At 62.4% G+C, this 15,754-nt stretch carries 17 protein-coding genes; 9 read left to right on the top strand and 8 right to left on the bottom strand.

The features are described from left to right. Positions 1–6 precede the first annotated feature (6 nt). The 6 genes from AC1DOG_RS15570 (at position 7) to AC1DOG_RS15545 (ending at position 5,435) form a co-directional block, all read left to right on the top strand. Entirely contained in the window at positions 7–1,008 is a 1,002-nt protein-coding gene (locus AC1DOG_RS15570; RefSeq protein ID WP_477929211.1) for an ABC transporter substrate-binding protein, read from the top strand. Positions 1,009–1,078: 70 nt separating this feature from the next. After that, complete coding sequence (locus AC1DOG_RS15565) at positions 1,079–2,458, top strand: NtaA/DmoA family FMN-dependent monooxygenase (RefSeq protein ID WP_477929209.1); 1,380 nt, start codon at positions 1,079–1,081, stop codon at positions 2,456–2,458. Positions 2,459–2,469: 11 nt separating this feature from the next. Next, positions 2,470–3,324: a sulfurtransferase gene (locus tag AC1DOG_RS15560; protein ID WP_477929207.1), complete on the top strand. Its 855-nt coding sequence runs from the start codon at positions 2,470–2,472 to the stop codon at positions 3,322–3,324. Between the two features lie 43 nt (positions 3,325–3,367). Continuing rightward, positions 3,368–3,946: a permease gene (locus tag AC1DOG_RS15555; protein ID WP_477929205.1), complete on the top strand. Its 579-nt coding sequence runs from the start codon at positions 3,368–3,370 to the stop codon at positions 3,944–3,946. After that, on the top strand, positions 3,936–4,424 hold the full coding sequence (locus tag AC1DOG_RS15550; RefSeq protein ID WP_477929203.1) for a hypothetical protein: 489 nt from the start codon (positions 3,936–3,938) through the stop codon (positions 4,422–4,424). Before AC1DOG_RS15555 ends, AC1DOG_RS15550 begins: the two co-directional genes overlap by 11 nt. Positions 4,425–4,445: 21 nt before the next feature. Beyond that, positions 4,446–5,435 (top strand): alpha/beta hydrolase fold domain-containing protein, encoded by a 990-nt coding sequence (locus AC1DOG_RS15545; RefSeq protein ID WP_477929201.1) that lies wholly within the window; start codon positions 4,446–4,448, stop codon positions 5,433–5,435. 405 nt (positions 5,436–5,840) lie between these two features. Here AC1DOG_RS15545 and AC1DOG_RS15540 read toward each other — a convergent pair whose 3' ends face one another. Genes AC1DOG_RS15540 through AC1DOG_RS15515 form a run of 6 tightly spaced genes read right to left on the bottom strand, consistent with a single transcriptional unit; the run spans position 5,841 to position 11,240 of the window. After that, entirely contained in the window at positions 5,841–7,052 is a 1,212-nt protein-coding gene (locus tag AC1DOG_RS15540) for a UbiH/UbiF family hydroxylase (protein ID WP_477929199.1), read from the bottom strand. Between the two features lie 37 nt (positions 7,053–7,089). Then, positions 7,090–7,602 carry a DUF934 domain-containing protein gene (locus AC1DOG_RS15535; RefSeq protein WP_113012017.1) on the bottom strand — a complete coding sequence of 171 codons (513 nt, stop codon included), beginning with the start codon at positions 7,600–7,602 and terminating at the stop codon, positions 7,090–7,092. Then, a complete protein-coding gene (locus tag AC1DOG_RS15530; protein ID WP_477929197.1) occupies positions 7,602–9,275 on the bottom strand; it encodes a nitrite/sulfite reductase in 1,674 nt (557 codons plus the stop codon). Before AC1DOG_RS15530 ends, AC1DOG_RS15535 begins: the two co-directional genes overlap by 1 nt. Positions 9,276–9,283: 8 nt before the next feature. Further along, entirely contained in the window at positions 9,284–9,598 is a 315-nt protein-coding gene (locus AC1DOG_RS15525) for a DUF2849 domain-containing protein (protein WP_477929195.1), read from the bottom strand. 2 nt (positions 9,599–9,600) lie between these two features. Further along, positions 9,601–11,037 carry a siroheme synthase CysG gene (cysG, locus tag AC1DOG_RS15520; RefSeq protein WP_477929193.1) on the bottom strand — a complete coding sequence of 479 codons (1,437 nt, stop codon included), beginning with the start codon at positions 11,035–11,037 and terminating at the stop codon, positions 9,601–9,603. A gap of 2 nt (positions 11,038–11,039) precedes the next feature. Next, on the bottom strand, positions 11,040–11,240 hold the full coding sequence (locus tag AC1DOG_RS15515) for a hypothetical protein (RefSeq protein ID WP_477929191.1): 201 nt from the start codon (positions 11,238–11,240) through the stop codon (positions 11,040–11,042). 59 nt (positions 11,241–11,299) lie between these two features. Here AC1DOG_RS15515 and AC1DOG_RS15510 point away from each other — a divergent pair, with 59 nt between their 5' ends. The 3 genes from AC1DOG_RS15510 to AC1DOG_RS15500 are packed head-to-tail and all read left to right on the top strand — an operon-like array spanning position 11,300 to position 13,980. Then, positions 11,300–11,887, top strand: coding sequence for a nucleoside deaminase (locus AC1DOG_RS15510; RefSeq protein WP_477929189.1), 588 nt, complete (start codon positions 11,300–11,302; stop codon positions 11,885–11,887). Positions 11,888–11,906: 19 nt separating this feature from the next. Beyond that, the gene (gene mazG, locus AC1DOG_RS15505; RefSeq protein ID WP_477929187.1) at positions 11,907–12,740 is read left to right on the top strand and encodes a nucleoside triphosphate pyrophosphohydrolase; all 834 of its coding nucleotides are present in this window, start codon (positions 11,907–11,909) and stop codon (positions 12,738–12,740) included. Between the two features lie 10 nt (positions 12,741–12,750). Further along, positions 12,751–13,980 (top strand): FAD-dependent oxidoreductase, encoded by a 1,230-nt coding sequence (locus AC1DOG_RS15500; protein ID WP_477929185.1) that lies wholly within the window; start codon positions 12,751–12,753, stop codon positions 13,978–13,980. A gap of 26 nt (positions 13,981–14,006) precedes the next feature. On the opposite strand, the gene hflX is transcribed toward AC1DOG_RS15500, so the two are convergent. Continuing rightward, positions 14,007–15,335: a GTPase HflX gene (gene hflX / locus AC1DOG_RS15495; protein ID WP_477929183.1), complete on the bottom strand. Its 1,329-nt coding sequence runs from the start codon at positions 15,333–15,335 to the stop codon at positions 14,007–14,009. A 76-nt stretch (positions 15,336–15,411) separates the two neighbouring features. Further along, on the bottom strand, positions 15,412–15,654 hold the full coding sequence (gene hfq, locus AC1DOG_RS15490; RefSeq protein WP_018325164.1) for an RNA chaperone Hfq: 243 nt from the start codon (positions 15,652–15,654) through the stop codon (positions 15,412–15,414). Positions 15,655–15,754: the final 100 nt, after the last annotated feature.

Below are 15,754 nucleotides of genomic sequence, written 5' to 3'. Positions count from 1 at the left end.
ATCATAATGAGCATTTATCGCCGCCAGATTCTCGCGATCTCCGTATCGGTCGTCGCCACGCTCGCCTCAAGCTCTGTTTTCGCGGAAGAGCTGAAGACCATTCGCATCGCGCTCACGCCGCAGACCTACAATATCCCGATCGCCGAAAAGGAGGGCTTCCTCGCGAAGCACGGCCTGAAGGTCGAACTGGTTCCGCTTGCGACAGGCACGGAAACGATCGCCGCGGTCAAAGGCGGAAGCGCGGACATTGCCTACGCCGACACCTTCGCGGGCGTGAACGCCATCCACAACGGCTTCGACATCAAGCTCGTCGCCGGCGCGAACCATCCGAGCCCGGCTGTGAATTTCCTCGTCAAGGAAGACAGCGATATCAAGACCATCGCGGACCTCAAGGGGCGCACGCTCGGTCTCGGTGGCGTGCCCTTCTTCCGGGTCTTCGCGTACAAGTTCCTGAACGGCAACGGGCTAACCGCTAAGGACGTAAAATTCAGCGTAATCAAGCAGGTGAGCGCGCTTCCTGAAGCGTTACAGAATGGCGCGGTGGACGCGATCCAGACACTGGGCTTCCAGGTCGCCTATCTCAACGACGGTGTCGGATCAGGATATCACTTCCGGTCGATCATCGACCCGGACAGCGCCAAGTACCAGAACCCGGCAGCGCTGCAAGCAGGCTGGTGGACGACCACCGAGTGGGCCGCCAAGAACGAGGATACCGCCAAAGCCTTCGCCAACGCCTACAAGGAATTCGCTTCCTGGTACAACGGCCAGGACGAGGCCAGGCGCGTCGAACTCGCCAAGGAATTCGACAAGCTCGATTTCAACGAACTGTCCGCCGGCGATCCGCAGAAGCTGAAGAACCTCGCGTTTCTGACGACAGCCAAATATGTCGCCGGCCCGGTGGACGTTGCCGCTACGCAGGAATGGATCGACTCGGGCGTTGCCGCGGCACCGGATCAGGTCGCTGCTGGTGTCTCCATCGCCGACCACCTGCTGCCGACCGCAAAGTAAATCACATGCATCAAGCCAGCACGCAGCCGGCGCGACCGGCTGCGCCTGCGGGGCTTTGAAGGAATTCAAGATGACCAAAGACAAGCGCCAACTGAAGATCGGATACTCGATCTGGCCAACCGGACACCACAGGACCGCCTGGAGGCTGCCTGAGGCGAGCAACACCGGAACCGTCGATCCCGAGTTCATGGCGGACACCATCCAGACCGCCGAGCGCGGCCTCTTCGACTATTACTTCATCGGCAACGCCGTGAAGAGCGATCCGGAATCGGCGCGCGCCAATGGAAACGAGGTTTTCAAGATTGAAGGCTATGCTCTCGGTGGCTACGCCGCTGCCCTGACCAAGAAGATCGGCATCGTCGTCACCATCAACATCACCTATTCGGACCCCTATAACACGGCGCGCGCCATCGTCTCGCTGGACCATCTCAGCCGCGGACGAACGGGCTTGAACGTCGTCACCGGCGTCGCCGGAACCGATGCTTCGAAGAACTTCTCGCGCGAAGAGCATCCGCTGGCGGCCGAGAAATACGCCCATGCAGACGAATTCCTCCAGGTCTTCAATGCGCTGACGAACAGCTGGGAGCCTGACTGGCTTGTCGACGACCGCGAACGCGGCGTCTTCCTCGACCCGGCAAAGGGCCATCGCATCGATCACGAGGGCAGGTTCTTCTCCGTACGCGGCCCCTTGAACATTCCCCCGCCGCCACAGGGCAGAATTCCCGTTATCCACGCCGGGACAAGCGACGAATCCTTCGAGCTTGGCGCCAAATACGCAGACATCCGCTTCAGTCCTTATCGCGGGCGCGATTGGAACAAGGCCTACTACAACGAAATCAAGGGTCGCCTGCCGAAGTACGGCCGCACCGAGGCGGATCAGTTCATCCTGCCGGGGTTCACGTTCTTCGTCGACGAGACCACTCGCGCGGCTAAGGCCAAGTATCGGGAAGTTCAGAACTTCACGCTGAACGAATACGCGCCGAAGGCCGTCGTCGGTTTCCTTGGCTTGGAACTCGGCGCTCCTGCGCCGACGGAGAAGGTGCTGAGCGTCGTCGACTACGACAGGCTGAAGCGCGAGGCCGCGCAGCGCACGCCGAACTTCAACGGGCAGCCCGGACAGGCCGCTGACAAGCTCTGGGCGCTTGAACTCGCGCTGGACGCCTATGGCGACTGGGAGAACGTCACGTTCCGCGACCTGCATAACTACATCGCCAACTTCCCAGGCAATCAGGCCCCGGTGGTCGGCAGCGGTCGCGATGTCGCGGAATGGATTCACGAGCGCTTCGAAAATCGCGAGTTCGACGGCGTGAAGGTGTTTCCGCCCTACTCGCCGCAGCCGCTTGCCGCCTTTGTCGATCTGGTGGTGCCGGAGCTGCAGCGCAGGGGAATCTTCCGCACCGAGTACGAGACCTCGACGCTCCTCGGCCATCTCGGCCTCGAGAAGAATTGAAAGGGACCCCAATGACAGGCCGCCCAGACGCCTTCGCCACCAACATCATTTCCGCCGCGGACGCGCTTTCGGAGCAATCTTCCGGACGCCATGTCGTCTTCCTCGACGTTCGCTTCAGTCCCAAGCAGCAGGACTTTCGTAGCGATTACGACAACGAGCACATTTCCGGCGCACATSATGTCGATCTCAAGACACAGCTGCAAGGCAAGGGTGGTGGGGTGAACGGCTCGCGCCCCCTGCCCGAGCTTGCAGAGCTTCAGCGCAATGTGACCCAGTGGGGCATTCAGCCAGAAACGCTTGTCGTGGCCTATAGCGACCGCACGCCTGCCGCAGCAGCACGCGCCTGGTTTGTGCTCAAGTGGGCCGGTTTGCCCGATGTACGATATCTGGATGGTGGTCTTGCCGCTTGGAAGGCCGCCGGCGGGAAAACCGATGGTGAACCGCCGCCGGAGGTCCCCGGCACCTTCACGATCGCCCAGGCGGGTGGGCTCCCTACGCTTTCGGCAGACGAGGTCGCTGGATACATCAAGGCGGGCGGACCTGTGTTCGACGCGCGCGGTGGCGCCGAATACGCCGGCGACGGATCCCCGCGCAGCGGTCACATCCCCGGCGCGCGCAGCCTGCCGTCGTCCACGCTTCTCGACGCTGGCGGTCTTGTGTTGAAGCCGAACGAGGTTCGCGCGGTTCTTGACGCCCGCGGCGCCGACGGTGCCGACTATATCGGCGTCTATTGCGGCGGTGGCGTCGGCGGAGCGCTGGAGACGTTGGCGCTTCGATCCGCAGGTATAGACGCACGGCTATTCGTCGGATCGTTCTCGGCATGGTCCGCAGACCCCGACCGAGCTGTCGCGCACGGAAGCGATTGATCCACGCCGCGCCTTTCGTGGCGCACCCCCTTTAGGAGTTTCCATGTCTTCGAAAGAAGCCAGCACCGTTCGTCGATCGAGCGGAAGGGCGAAGCATGCCCGAATGTTTGCTACCTTTTTCTCGGTTGCCGTGTTTGCCGGCGCATTCTGCTATGCGCTGCGCGGACCGCAGGCGGTCGCCAACAGCATCGGCGATGCATGGTCGGAGCTGATCGCGCTGGCCGTTGAACTGGTCTTGGGACTGGTGATCGCGTCCGCGGTGGGCATCCTTGTCCCGAAGAACAAGGTCTCCCGGTGGCTCGGCGAGAATTCCGGGTTTCGAGGCCTTGGCATAGCGACGGCGCTCGGGATGGTAACGCCAGGCGGTCCCTACGCCTCGTTTCCGCTCGTGCTCAGCCTTTCAAAAGCCGGCGCGGACACGGGAGCGTTGATCGCATTTCTCACGGCGTGGGCCGCCAGCAGCGTGAGCCGCCTGCTGATCTGGGAAATCCCCATGCTCGGGCTGGACTTCGCGGTGCTGCGCTTTGTCGTCAGCATTCCACTTCCTTTCGTCGCCGGTTTTCTCGCCAGAGAGATCGCGGCTCGCTACCGCGCTTCGGGAGAGCAATCCCATGCTGGATAGTGGAACCATCATCCTGATCGGCGTCGCCTCGCTTCTCGTCGGCTTGATCGCACTTCGGCATCCCGACAGGCTCGGCGAGCTGGTGGCCAATGTTCGCAACCAGGCAGCAAGCATTCTCATCAGTCTGCCGTTTGGGCTGCTGATCGCCGCGTTCGTCAGCCGGCTTCTGCCCGCCGAAATCGTGTCGGCGCTGCTCGGCCGGGACAGCGGATTGCTGGGGGTTATCGTCGCCTCCGCGTTGGGCGGCTTCATCCCCGGCGGCCCGATGGTCGCGTTTCCGATCGCCTTCGCGATGTTCCAGATGGACGCCGGCAGAGCCCAGATGATCGCGCTGCTCACCAGCTGGTCAGTGTTCGCGGTGCATCGGATCCTCACCTACGAACTGCCGTTGATGGGCAGGCGCTTCGTCGTCGTGCGTCTCGCGGCCGCAGCTCCACTGCCGTTTCTGGCTGCTGCCCTATCGCTTTCCTTCCACTGATTTAAACCCAAAGGAGATTTCATGTCACCGTTTCGAACTCATCCCCTTGGCCGAGCCCTGGCAGTCGCGACGATCGCGCTGATGACGGGCATGACCGGCCTCGCCTCCGCAGAACAGGCCAAGCCGCAGAACTTCCTTCAAACGCATCCGGTCGAGTTTCCGAATGGCACGCTGGCTTATAACGGCGTGACCTATTCGACCGAGGTGGGATATCGCCCGCTGCGTCTCGACATCTATCGCAATCCGAAGACAACAGCCCCGGCACCCGTCATTTTATTCATTCACGGCGGTGCGTGGGAAGGTGGCAACCGCCAGGCTCAAGGGAAGTTTCCCGACTTTCCGTCGGTTCTGGCAGACCTCGCGGCGAAGGGTTATGTCGTGGCATCAGCGGAACATCGTCTCAGCGGCGAGGCACCCTTTCCGGCCCCTTACGACGACGTTCAGGCTGCAATTCGTTTCCTGAAAGACAACGCCGCATCGTATGGAATCAATCCGGGAAAGTTCGGCATTTGGGGAAGTTCGTCCGGCGGGCAGCTCGCAGCACTTGCCGCCGTCGCCTGCAACTCGAATACGCTTACTCGCGTCAGAGACAAGACGCCCACCACGTCCACCTGCGTGAACACGGCAGCCATCTGGAACGGCGTGTTTGATTTCAAGGCGATGGAACCAGCCCCTACGCCCGCTCAGAACGGTCACCCTCGCTCACGCCTGCTGGAATGCAATCCGGGCTATTGCACCAACACCGTTCTGGAGACGGCCAGCCCGATTTCCTATGTGGATGCGCACGCACCGTCCTTCTTCCTGGCTCATAGCCGCGACGACAACGTCGTTCCCTTCGCGCAATCGACGGAATTCGAAAAGAAGCTGAAGGAGAATGGCGTGGCCGTATCGACGTACTATGTCGAAGGCCTGCAGCACGGTTTCGTCTCGGATGATCCGAAAGTGACAAAGGAAGCGGGCGAAGAGCTTTTGAAGCGAACGGTGGAATACTTCGACCACACCCTCAAATGAACGCGCGATCGGTTTCCTGTCTGGGCATGGCGCTAACCTCGTCCTGCACGGAAAGCTCCCCCATCCGGTGTTCGGGCGAACCCAATACCGACCAACCACTTCCGTTGAAGCCAGAATGAAGCAGTTCCTGAAATCCACACATTGCCGTCTCTGTGCGGCAAGCATCTTACTCTTCATTTTGGCGGCGGCGGCCGTTTCCAGCCCGTTTCAAATACCGGACTTCGTCTCGGCCGCTCTCATCGCCCTCGGAGTGGTGCTTCTCATATACAACTTCGGGCGTTTCGACGCCCGGCCAAGGGCCCACGGCACACACTTGAAGTCCTGCAGGGCGCCACACCCATCAGCTGGGCGTCACGCTCGCACCAGCAGGAGTGGGCGTAGGTCACGCCTTTGATCGCGATGAAGTCAGGCTTTCTTCCGACGTAGGTGTTCCTTGATCGCATCCGGGATGGCGCGCAGTCCACGCCCGGGCTCGACACCCTCGCGCATCACCATGCTGCGGAACGGCGGGACGGCAGCCAGGATATGCAGGCCGGCTGCGCGCAGCACCTGCATCGGCAGGAAGTCGGATAGAAGCGAGCGGTTCAGCACGTCGACGCTTGCCGTGCGGGTCATTATATCGACGCGACGCTTGCGGTCGAACTGGCTACCGGCGTCCTTTGATATCGGCAGTTCCGGACGGTTGCAGAGAATATCGGTCAGCGCCATGACGTCGCGCAGGCTGAGGTTCAGACCCTGCGCGCCAATGGGCGGGAAGACGTGGGCGGCTTCGCCGATCAGCGCCACCCTGCCCTTGCCCGAGCGATGCGCCATCATGCCCGACAGCGGCCAGATCTGCACGCCCTCCTCGACAGTCACCTTGCCGAGCAGCGACTGCATGCGCTCCTCGACGACGTTGCCAAGTTCGGCCAGCGAAAGCTCGCTACGCGTCTGAGCATCCGACGGGCTCTGCACCCAGACGAGGCTTGAGCGGTTGCCGGGGAGCGGCACCTGGGTGAACGGGCCGCTTTCGGTGTGGAACTCGGTGGAGATGTTTTCGTGCGGCAGGGAATGCTGGAAATTCAGCACCATGGCCGATTGCGGATAGGACCACTTCTTGACGTCGATACCAACGGTTTCGCGCAGCTTCGATTTGCGGCCATCGGCGCCGATCGCGAAGTCCGCGGTAAGCGTTTCGCCGTTGTCGAGCGAAATGGAGACGGTGTCTTCGGTAACATCGATCACATCGGCAAAGGCGGTAAAGCGCGTGATGTTGCCCTCGGCGGCGGCGGCCGCTTCCAGCACTTCCATCAATGCCTTGTTGGGAAAGTTGTAGCCGAAGGCTTCGAGCCCGACTTCGGCGGCACGGAAGGTCGCGGTCGGCGCGCGCAGCAACCGGTTGGTGCCGTCGATGATGCGCATGGTCGAAAGCGGCGCGGATGACGGCCGCAGGCGCTCCCAGAGCGTCAGCCGGTCCATGAAGCGGATCGACTGATCCATCAGCGCCGTCGTACGGCGGTCTTCCCTTGGTGCCGGCGGCGCAACGAGTGCAACGTTGCGTCCGCCGCGTCCTAGGGCGATTGCGGCGATCATTCCGGCCAGTCCGCCGCCGATCACCGCGATTTCGAAAGTCTTCATTGCACCGTTCCGCAAATTCTGAAACGGCGAGCCGGCCTTATGCCGCCGGCTTCGCCTGACGGCGCCAACTATAGCTCTTGCCCGGCTCCGCGTCACGCGCAGTCGGCTGATAATAATGCGGAATCTCCGGCAAGCGCTTTTCGGTGAGACGCTTTATCGCAGTCTCGTTGGTCACGGCGAAGCTGTCGATGCCGCAACGCAGCATATGCGGCACCTGGTCGATCAGCACATCGCCCACGGCGCGAAGCTCGTTGGTGTAGCCGAGACGCTCGCGCAGCAGCGAGGCATGGCTGAAGGCGCGGCCGTCGTTGAAAGCAGGAAACGCTACCGCCACCAGCTCCAGACGATAGAGATAGGGCTCGAGCTTGCGCACGTCGTCGGCAGGCTTGATCAGCACGCCGAAGCCGACCTCGTTGCTCTCGTCTGCCTTGGCGACGAGTTCCTCTAGACTGAGCAGAGGCTTCTGCCCCTCGCCCGCCTTCACCTCTTCGGTTTCGATAACCCACGGATCGTTCTCGACGAAGCCGGTTTCTCTCCAGATCCTGGTCATCATGCAGCCTCCGCCTTGGAATCACCGTAGAGCGCATCCTTGAACGGCTGCGGCCCGACGCGGCGATAGGCATCGAGGAAGATTTCGGACGGATCGTTGCGCAAGCCGAGATAGGTGTCGACGATCTTCTCGATCGCATCCGTCACCTTCTCCGGCTCGAAGCCGCGGCCGATGATCTCGCCGATCGAGGTGTGCTCGTCACCGGAGCCGCCGAGCGTGATCTGGTAGAGCTCTGCCCCCTTCTTCTCGACACCCAGCAGACCGATATGGCCAACATGGTGGTGGCCGCAGGCGTTGATGCAGCCGGAGATCTTGATCTTCAGCTCGCCGATCTCGGCCTGGCGCTCGGGGTTGCCGAAACGCCGGGAGATTTCCTGCGCGACAGGGATGGAGCGCGCATTGGCGAGCGCGCAGTAGTCCAAGCCGGGACAGGCAATGATATCCGTGATCAGGCCGGCATTGGCTTCGGCGAGACCGATGGCGACGAGGCCGCGATAGACGCTCTCGAGGTCGGCCAGCGCGACGTGCGGCAGGATCAGGTTCTGCTCGTGGCTGACGCGGATTTCGTCGAAGGCGTAGTCCTCGGCGATATCGGCCACCGCATCCATCTGGCTGTCGGAAGCATCGCCGGGAATGCCGCCGATCGGCTTCAGCGAGATCGTCACCATGCCGTAGTCCGGGTTCTTGTGCGGCTGGACGTTCTGGTGGACCCAGCGGGAGAATGCCGGATCGGCCTTCTTCCAGCGCGCGAGGTTTTCCCAGCCCTCCGCACGCTGCGGCAGAGCCGGCGGTGCGAAATAGGCCGTGATGGCGGCGACGTCAGCTTCCGGGAGCTTCAGCTCGGTGTCCTTCAGCGCCGCGAACTCGACCTCGACCTGGCGCGCCAGTTCTTCGGCGCCCGTTTCGTGGACGAGGATCTTGATGCGAGCCTTGTACTTGTTGTCGCGGCGGCCGTGCAGGTTATACACGCGCATGACGGCGGTCGTGTAGGACAGCAGGTCCTCTTCCGGCAGGAAGTCCTTGATCAGCTTGGCGATCATCGGCGTACGGCCCTGGCCGCCACCGACATAGACGGCAAAGCCGATCTCGCCCTTGTCGTTCTTCTTCAGGTGCAGGCCGATGTCATGGACCTGGATCGCGGCGCGGTCGCGCTCGGCGCCTGTAACGGCGATCTTGAACTTGCGCGGCAGGAAGGAGAATTCCGGATGGACGGAGGACCACTGGCGCAGAATTTCAGCATACGGGCGCGGATCGGCGACTTCATCGGCGGCAGCGCCGGCGAAGTGGTCGGCGGTGACGTTTCTGATGCAGTTGCCCGAGGTCTGGATCGCATGCATCTCGACGGTGGCGAGTTCGGCCAGCACGTCGGGCATGTCGGACAGCTTCGGCCAATTGAACTGCAGGTTCTGGCGAGTCGTGAAGTGGCCGTAGCCGCGGTCGTAGGTGCGCGCGACATGGGCCAGCATGCGCATCTGCTTGGAATTCAGCGTGCCGTAGGGAATGGCGATGCGCAGCATGTAGGCGTGCAGCTGAAGATAGACGCCGTTCATCAGGCGCAGCGGCTTGAACGCATCCTCGGCGAGCTCGCCGGACAGACGGCGCTCAACCTGATCGCGGAACTGCGCGACGCGCTCGGCGACAAAGGCGTGGTCAAATTCGTCGTAACGGTACATCGTATTCCTCAGACTGCAATGAATGCGGGATCGGCGGGCTTGTAGCCCGGCGCGTATTCCATGGTCGGACCCTGTGCACGAATGCGCTCGCGAAGGCGCAGCGGCCAGAGAACACCATCGGTCTCCTGCACGTCAACCACGGCGACATCGACAACCAGATTATCGGCGTAGGACGTCTTGCCGATCGCCTCCAGCGCGGCAACGGCCTCGGCATGGCGCGCGACCAGCGCATCCTGCAGCGACGTCACCCAGGTGCCGTTGGCATCGAGCCAGACGGCGATGCCGTCGGTCAGCCTGTTGGCGGTCAGAACCTTGTCTCCCATAGTCAGCTCCTTAGCAGTTCATCGGACCGGGCGCGTGCACGCACCAGCGGTTCGGACAGTTCGAAATTGGCGCCCGCAACGGCGTCGCCGATGATGACCATGACAGGTCCGGTGAGTTCATCACGGTTCTGCAGATCGGGCAGATCGCGCAGCGTACCGTGCAGCAGCCGGCGATCGGCGCGGCTGGCGTTCTCGATGACGGCGACCGTCGTTTCCGGCGCGATGCCGGCGCGCATCAGGCGCTCAGCGACCGATGCGGCGACCGTGCGCCCCATGTAGACGGCGATCGTGGCGCCGGAAACGGCAAGGCTCGCCCAATCGGGAAGCACATCGCCGGTCAGATCGTGGCCCGTCGTGAAGACCAGCGACGAGGCGACGCCGCGCAGCGTCAGCGGCAGCTCGAAATCGGCGGCAGCTGCGAAAGCAGAGGTGATGCCGGGGACGACTTCATAGGCGATGCCGGCGGCGCGCAATGCGGCCATTTCCTCGCCGGCGCGGCCATAGACCAGCGGATCGCCAGACTTCAGGCGGACGACGCGCTTGCCCTCGCGGCCGAGATAGACGAGCAGGTCGTTGATCTCTTCCTGCGATTTGGAATGACAGCCCTTGCGCTTGCCGACCGAGAGGCGCTCCGCATCGCGACGGCCCATGTCGACGATTTCCTGCGGCACCAATGCGTCATAGACAATGACATCGGCTTCCATCATCACGCGCTGAGCGCGCAGCGTCAGGAGATCGGCAGCGCCCGGACCGGCACCGACCAGCCAGATGCGGCCCTCGGCCTTGTCGGCGGAGTGCAGCAGTTTGTCGGCGAGGCGTTGTGCCTGCGGCATGTTTTCGTTGGAAACAGCGTCGGCCACGGCACCGGAGAAGAAACGGCGCCAGAAGAGACGGCGCGTAGCGCCCTTCTCAAGTGCATGCTCGACGCGACCGCGATAGCTGACGGCCAGTTCGGCAAGGCGACCGAGCGACGGCGCCAGCAGCTGATCGACCTGGGCGCGGATCATCTGTGCAAGCACAGGCCCCGCCCCTTCCGTGCCGATGGCAACGGCGACGGGGGCGCGATTGACGAGTGCCGGCGTATAGAAATCGCAATAGTCGGGCTGATCGACGGCATTGGCCGGGATCTTGGCGGCGCGCGCGGCATCGACGATGGCGCGATCGGCGGCGGCATCGCCCGTGGCCGCGAAGACCAGCGTTGCGCCTTCAACCTGCTCGGGCGCGAAGACCGAGCGCACGGTATCGATGCGGTTGGCGATCAGATGGGCGTGGTAATCGGCCTCGGGGCGATCCGTGTAGGCGACGATCCGGGCCTTGGTGTTCGACAGCAGGCGCACCTTGGCGAAGGCTTCATCACCATTGCCGAAGACAGCCGCGATCTTGCCTTCGACACGAACGAAGGCAGGAAAAACCGACAGTTGCTCACTCTTGGAAGGCATCATCAATCCATTTCGAAGTTGCCGGAATATGCACCACCGGACCAGCCAAATGAAGAAACATAAATTCCAAACCCGGGATCACCGCGTATTGTTTTACCCGGCATGTCAATGATTTGAGCAAAACTCACCGATGCGGCGCGCGTGGCACGATGAATCACGCTGCAATGCGGCACAAAGCCTGTGACAAATTCAAGCGCGGCCAAGAATCCTCGTTTGCCTCGCGCGGCACCGGCGATACAGTGCCGGCAACAAGGAGAACACTATGTCCGACACCACCATTGCCGCCCGCCTGCTCGATGTCATGGAGCACGATATCCTGCCGATGACCGAACGCGGCGTCGGCCTCGGCAACAAGGTCTTCGGTGCCGCGATCCTGCGCAAATCGGACCTTTCGCTCGTGGTGGCCGAGACCAACAACGAGCTGGAAAACCCGCTCTGGCACGGCGAGGTGCACACGCTGAAGCGCTTCTACGAGCTGGGCGAGAAACCCGCCACCAAGGACCTGATCTTCCTCTCGACTCATGAACCCTGCACCATGTGCATGTCGGCGATCACCTGGGCCGGCTTCGACAATTTCTACTATTTCTTCAGCCACGAGGATTCCCGCGACGCCTTCGCGATCCCCCACGACCTGAAGATCCTGAAGGAAGTCTTCGGGCTCGAGCCCGGCGGCTACCGTCGCAGCAACGCGTTCTGGAACAGCTTCGCGATCGCCGACCTCGTCGAAACGGAGAGCGATGCCAGAAAGGCTGACCTTAAGGCCCAGACGGCGCGGATCAAGGCTCGCTACGACGCGCTCTCCGAAAGCTACCAGTCGTCCAAGGGCGACAACGACATTCCGTTGAACTGACACGATCGGCCAGACCACGATGGAAGCCTCCAAAGACATTTCCCGCCTGATCGAGATCATGGCAGCCCTTCGCAACCCCGAGACCGGTTGCCCCTGGGACATCGTCCAGACCTTCGAGACGATCAAGCCCTACACGATCGAGGAGGCCTATGAGGTCTCCGACGCGATCGAGCGCAACGACATGGACGATCTCTGCGACGAATTGGGCGATCTGCTTTTGCAGGTGGTGTTCCATGCCCGCATGGCCGAGGAGGCCGGCGAGTTCTCGTTTGGCGATGTCGTCGAGGCGATCACGCGCAAAATGATCCGCCGCCACCCGCATGTCTTCGCCCGCTCCGAGGCGGATACGCCTGATGCGGTGAAGAAGCAGTGGGACGATATCAAGCAGGCGGAAAAGCGCGAGCGCGCCGAGCGACGGGCCGCGCGCGGGATTTCGGAGGATTTCAAGGCCGGTTACCTCGGCTCCGTGCAGCGCAGCTTTCCGGCTCTTACGGAAGCGCTGAAGCTGCAGGAACGCGCCGCCAAGGTCGGCTTCGACTGGTCAGCGCCTGAGCCCATTCTCGACAAGATCGAGGAGGAAATCGCGGAACTGAGGGAAGCGCTGGCCTCGGGCGACCGAGCCAAGGTGAGCGATGAACTCGGCGACTTGATCTTCGCCGTGGTCAATATCGGCCGGCATGTGAAGGCGGATCCGGAGCAATCCCTTCGCGGAACAAACACGAAGTTCCGACGCCGTTTCAATCATATAGAAACGTCTCTTGAAGCGAAAGGTGAAACGCTGGAGGCCGCGACGCTGGAGCGGATGGAAGACCTTTGGCAGGCCGCCAAGGCCATCGAGCGGCAACTGGGCTGACCTGGGCATCATGAAGCTTGAAACGCTCGACATCGCGATTGCAGGCGCCGGCGTTGGTGGTCTTTCGCTCGCGGCACTTCTCGCAAGCCGTGGCGCACGCGTGACCGTGTATGACCAGATGAGCGCGCCGCAGCCCGTTGGGTCCGGCTTCGTGCTGCAGCCGACAGGGGCCGCGGTTCTCTCGCGCATGGGCCTGCTTGCCCAAGTCGAAACGCGCGGTGCCCGCATCAGCCGCATGCATGGACGTTTGTCCGGCAATGGCCGCACTGTGCTCGACGTCGGCTATCGCCCGGGCGCTTATGGCATCGCTATCCAGCGCGTCGCCCTCTTCGACCTCTTGCTTGAGGCTGCTATCAGTGCCGGGGTGCGGTTCGAGACATCATCACGGGTGACTGACATCGAGGCGGGCAGTGCGCCGCGCTTGGTGCTCGACGGCGGCATCCGAACGGCCGCCGCCGATCTCGCCATCGACGCCATGGGCGCCAACTCGCCGGTCGCCGCGAAGGCCGCCACCGAGCTCGGCTACGGCGCGCTTTGGGCGACGGTTCCCTGGCCGGAGCATGACGTCTTCCGCAGGGACGAGCTGGAGCAACGCTACAAGACGGCAAGCCAGATGGCCGGCGTACTGCCTGTCGGCACCGCGCGCGATGGCGCGGCTCCGATGGCGACGTTCTTCTGGAGCATCCGCAACAAGGATTTCGAGGCGTGGCGGGCCGCCGGGCGCGAGGCCTGGATCGATGCGGTGCGATCCTTCTGGCCGGAAGCGGAAGCGCTTGCCGCCGTGGCCGAGCCGGTGCACGCGCGCTACCGGCATTTGACCCGAACGCCAGTCGCCGGAAAGCACGTCCTGAAGATCGGCGATGCCTGGCATGCAACGAGCCCGCAGCTTGGCCAGGGAGCGAACATGGCGCTGCTTGATGCTGCGTCGCTCGCTTCGGCGCTCTGCCGTGAGGCAACGGTCGGCGAGGCAATCGGCCGCCATCTGAAACAGCGGCAAATCCACATCCGCTTCTATCAGCTACTCAGCCGTATCTTGACGCCGTTTTATCAATCAGACAGTTCAGTGCTGCCTTTCAGCCGCGACATCATGATTGGCCCGGCGACCAAGCTGCCGCTGGTGCGCAGCCTGATCACTACGCTGGTCACAGGTGAGCTGCTCGATCCAGTTGGACGGATCGCACTCGATCGGCTCGTGTCAGAGGAGAAAGTCGCGGTGCAGGATGAGGACGCGCTGGTCTAGCTCAGCGCGGCGAATGGAGCGCCTGATCAGCGCTCCCAGTCTTCCTTTTGTCTCGGCGCATTGCCAAGCCGGCGTTCAAGTTCGACGGCTTCCGTTTCAGACAGCCTGAGATCGAGCGTGACCGATCCGTCTTCGTTGTCTTCGCGGCTGTCGACGATGGCGTGGTCGTAGAGCCATGGCAGCAGGGCCAGCTTGTCAACCGGGAGCACGACGGTGGTTTCCGTCAACACGCCGGACAGCCTGCGGCTGATCTCTTCCATCAGCGCATCGACACCCTCGCCCGTCACGGCGGAGACCGCCACGACATTGCGGGCGCCTTCGGCCTTCTGGACGATCGCTTCGTGGTTCTCAGGCTCAAGCCGGTCGATCTTGTTCCAGACCTCGATGATACGCTTTTCGCCTTCGGCCTCGTCGATGCCGAGATCCTTCAGGATGCGGAGGACATCGGCGCTTTGCGCCTGGTTGTCCTCATCAGCCATGTCGCGGACGTGCAAAACGAGGTCTGCTTCCAGCACCTCTTCCAGCGTCGCGCGGAAGGCGGCGACCAAGTGGGTCGGCAGGTCGGAGATGAAGCCGACGGTATCCGACAGGATGACAGTGCGGCCATGCGGCAGCTTCATCCGGCGTAGCGTCGGATCGAGCGTCGCAAACAGCATGTCTTCGGCGAGAACACCCGCACCCGTGATGCGGTTGAACAGCGTCGACTTGCCGGCGTTGGTGTAACCCACCAGCGCCACGATCGGATGCGGCACCTTGCGGCGCTTGGCGCGATGCAGCTGGCGGGTGCGGACTACCTGCTCCAGTTCGCGCTCGAGCTTGATGATGCGATCCTGCAGCATGCGGCGGTCGGCTTCGATCTGGGTTTCACCCGGACCACCCATGAACCCGCCACCACCGCGCTGACGCTCAAGGTGGGTCCAGCTGCGGACCAGGCGGCCCTTCTGATAGTTGAGATGGGCGAGATCGACCTGCAGCGTGCCTTCCTTGGTGGAGGCGCGGCGGCCGAAGATTTCGAGAATGAGGCCCGTGCGGTCGATGACCTTGGCGTTCCATTCCTTCTCGAGATTGCGCTGCTGAACCGGCGTCAGCGGATGATCGACGATGACGAGGCCGGAATCGGTCTCATCAAGGCTATCCTTGATCTCCTGAATCTTGCCGGTGCCCATCAGCGTCGCCGGACGCGGCTCGCTGACGGTGACGATGGTGCCCTTGACCACATCGAGATCGATCGCCTGCGCCAGGCCAGTCGCCTCTTCGAGGCGGCTTTCCGGCGTACGGGTCGTGGTGATGGTGTCAGCACTGCCGCGGCTGCCGCGTGCCTGCTTGAGCACGGGCACGACGACGGTCGCGCGCATGTCATCCCGGTGCTTCACAGCTTCCGGGATGATCGAATCAGTCTTGGTATCACGTGTCGAGATGACGTCTGTCCTGTCAGGAAGCGGATTCTTCGCTTTCGAACATCTGCATCGGCTGGCCGGGCATGATGGTCGAGATCGCGTGCTTATACACGAGTTGCGAATGGCCGTCACGGCGCAGCAGAACGCAGAAGTTGTCGAACGACGTAACAACGCCGGTCAGCTTCACACCGTTAATCAGAAATATAGTCAGGGAAATCTTTTGCTTGCGAACAGTATTGAGAAATAAGTCCTGCAGGTTTTGAGAACGTTCCGCCATCGCGCCGATTCTTTCTTTATTGCCGGCCTTCACGTGCCGGTAAAATACTTCTTATTTTTCCATCAGGCAGCCGACAACCCTCATCCCTGCAGCCTGGAAA

The sequence above is a fragment of the Rhizobium sp. 01N48 genome, from assembly GCF_056399145.1.
The sequence above is the reverse complement of the archived record's forward strand: the minus strand, read 5'-3'. Positions and strand labels throughout refer to the sequence as shown.

Excerpts from the sequence above, each read along its gene's own strand:
- AC1DOG_RS15570 (WP_477929211.1), top strand. The coding sequence starts at position 7 with ATGAGCATTTATCGCCGCCAGATTCTCGCGATCTCCGTATCGGTCGTC.
- AC1DOG_RS15565 (WP_477929209.1), top strand. The coding sequence starts at position 1,079 with ATGACCAAAGACAAGCGCCAACTGAAGATCGGATACTCGATCTGGCCA.
- AC1DOG_RS15555 (WP_477929205.1), top strand. The coding sequence starts at position 3,368 with ATGTCTTCGAAAGAAGCCAGCACCGTTCGTCGATCGAGCGGAAGGGCG.
- AC1DOG_RS15550 (WP_477929203.1), top strand. The coding sequence starts at position 3,936 with ATGCTGGATAGTGGAACCATCATCCTGATCGGCGTCGCCTCGCTTCTC.
- AC1DOG_RS15545 (WP_477929201.1), top strand. The coding sequence starts at position 4,446 with ATGTCACCGTTTCGAACTCATCCCCTTGGCCGAGCCCTGGCAGTCGCG.
- AC1DOG_RS15540 (WP_477929199.1), bottom strand. The coding sequence starts at position 7,052 with ATGAAGACTTTCGAAATCGCGGTGATCGGCGGCGGACTGGCCGGAATG.
- AC1DOG_RS15535 (WP_113012017.1), bottom strand. The coding sequence starts at position 7,602 with ATGACCAGGATCTGGAGAGAAACCGGCTTCGTCGAGAACGATCCGTGG.
- AC1DOG_RS15530 (WP_477929197.1), bottom strand. The coding sequence starts at position 9,275 with ATGTACCGTTACGACGAATTTGACCACGCCTTTGTCGCCGAGCGCGTC.
- AC1DOG_RS15525 (WP_477929195.1), bottom strand. The coding sequence starts at position 9,598 with ATGGGAGACAAGGTTCTGACCGCCAACAGGCTGACCGACGGCATCGCC.
- cysG (WP_477929193.1), bottom strand. The coding sequence starts at position 11,037 with ATGCCTTCCAAGAGTGAGCAACTGTCGGTTTTTCCTGCCTTCGTTCGT.
- AC1DOG_RS15510 (WP_477929189.1), top strand. The coding sequence starts at position 11,300 with ATGTCCGACACCACCATTGCCGCCCGCCTGCTCGATGTCATGGAGCAC.
- mazG (WP_477929187.1), top strand. The coding sequence starts at position 11,907 with ATGGAAGCCTCCAAAGACATTTCCCGCCTGATCGAGATCATGGCAGCC.
- AC1DOG_RS15500 (WP_477929185.1), top strand. The coding sequence starts at position 12,751 with ATGAAGCTTGAAACGCTCGACATCGCGATTGCAGGCGCCGGCGTTGGT.
- hflX (WP_477929183.1), bottom strand. The coding sequence starts at position 15,335 with ATGCGCGCGACCGTCGTCGTGCCCGTGCTCAAGCAGGCACGCGGCAGC.
- hfq (WP_018325164.1), bottom strand. The coding sequence starts at position 15,654 with ATGGCGGAACGTTCTCAAAACCTGCAGGACTTATTTCTCAATACTGTT.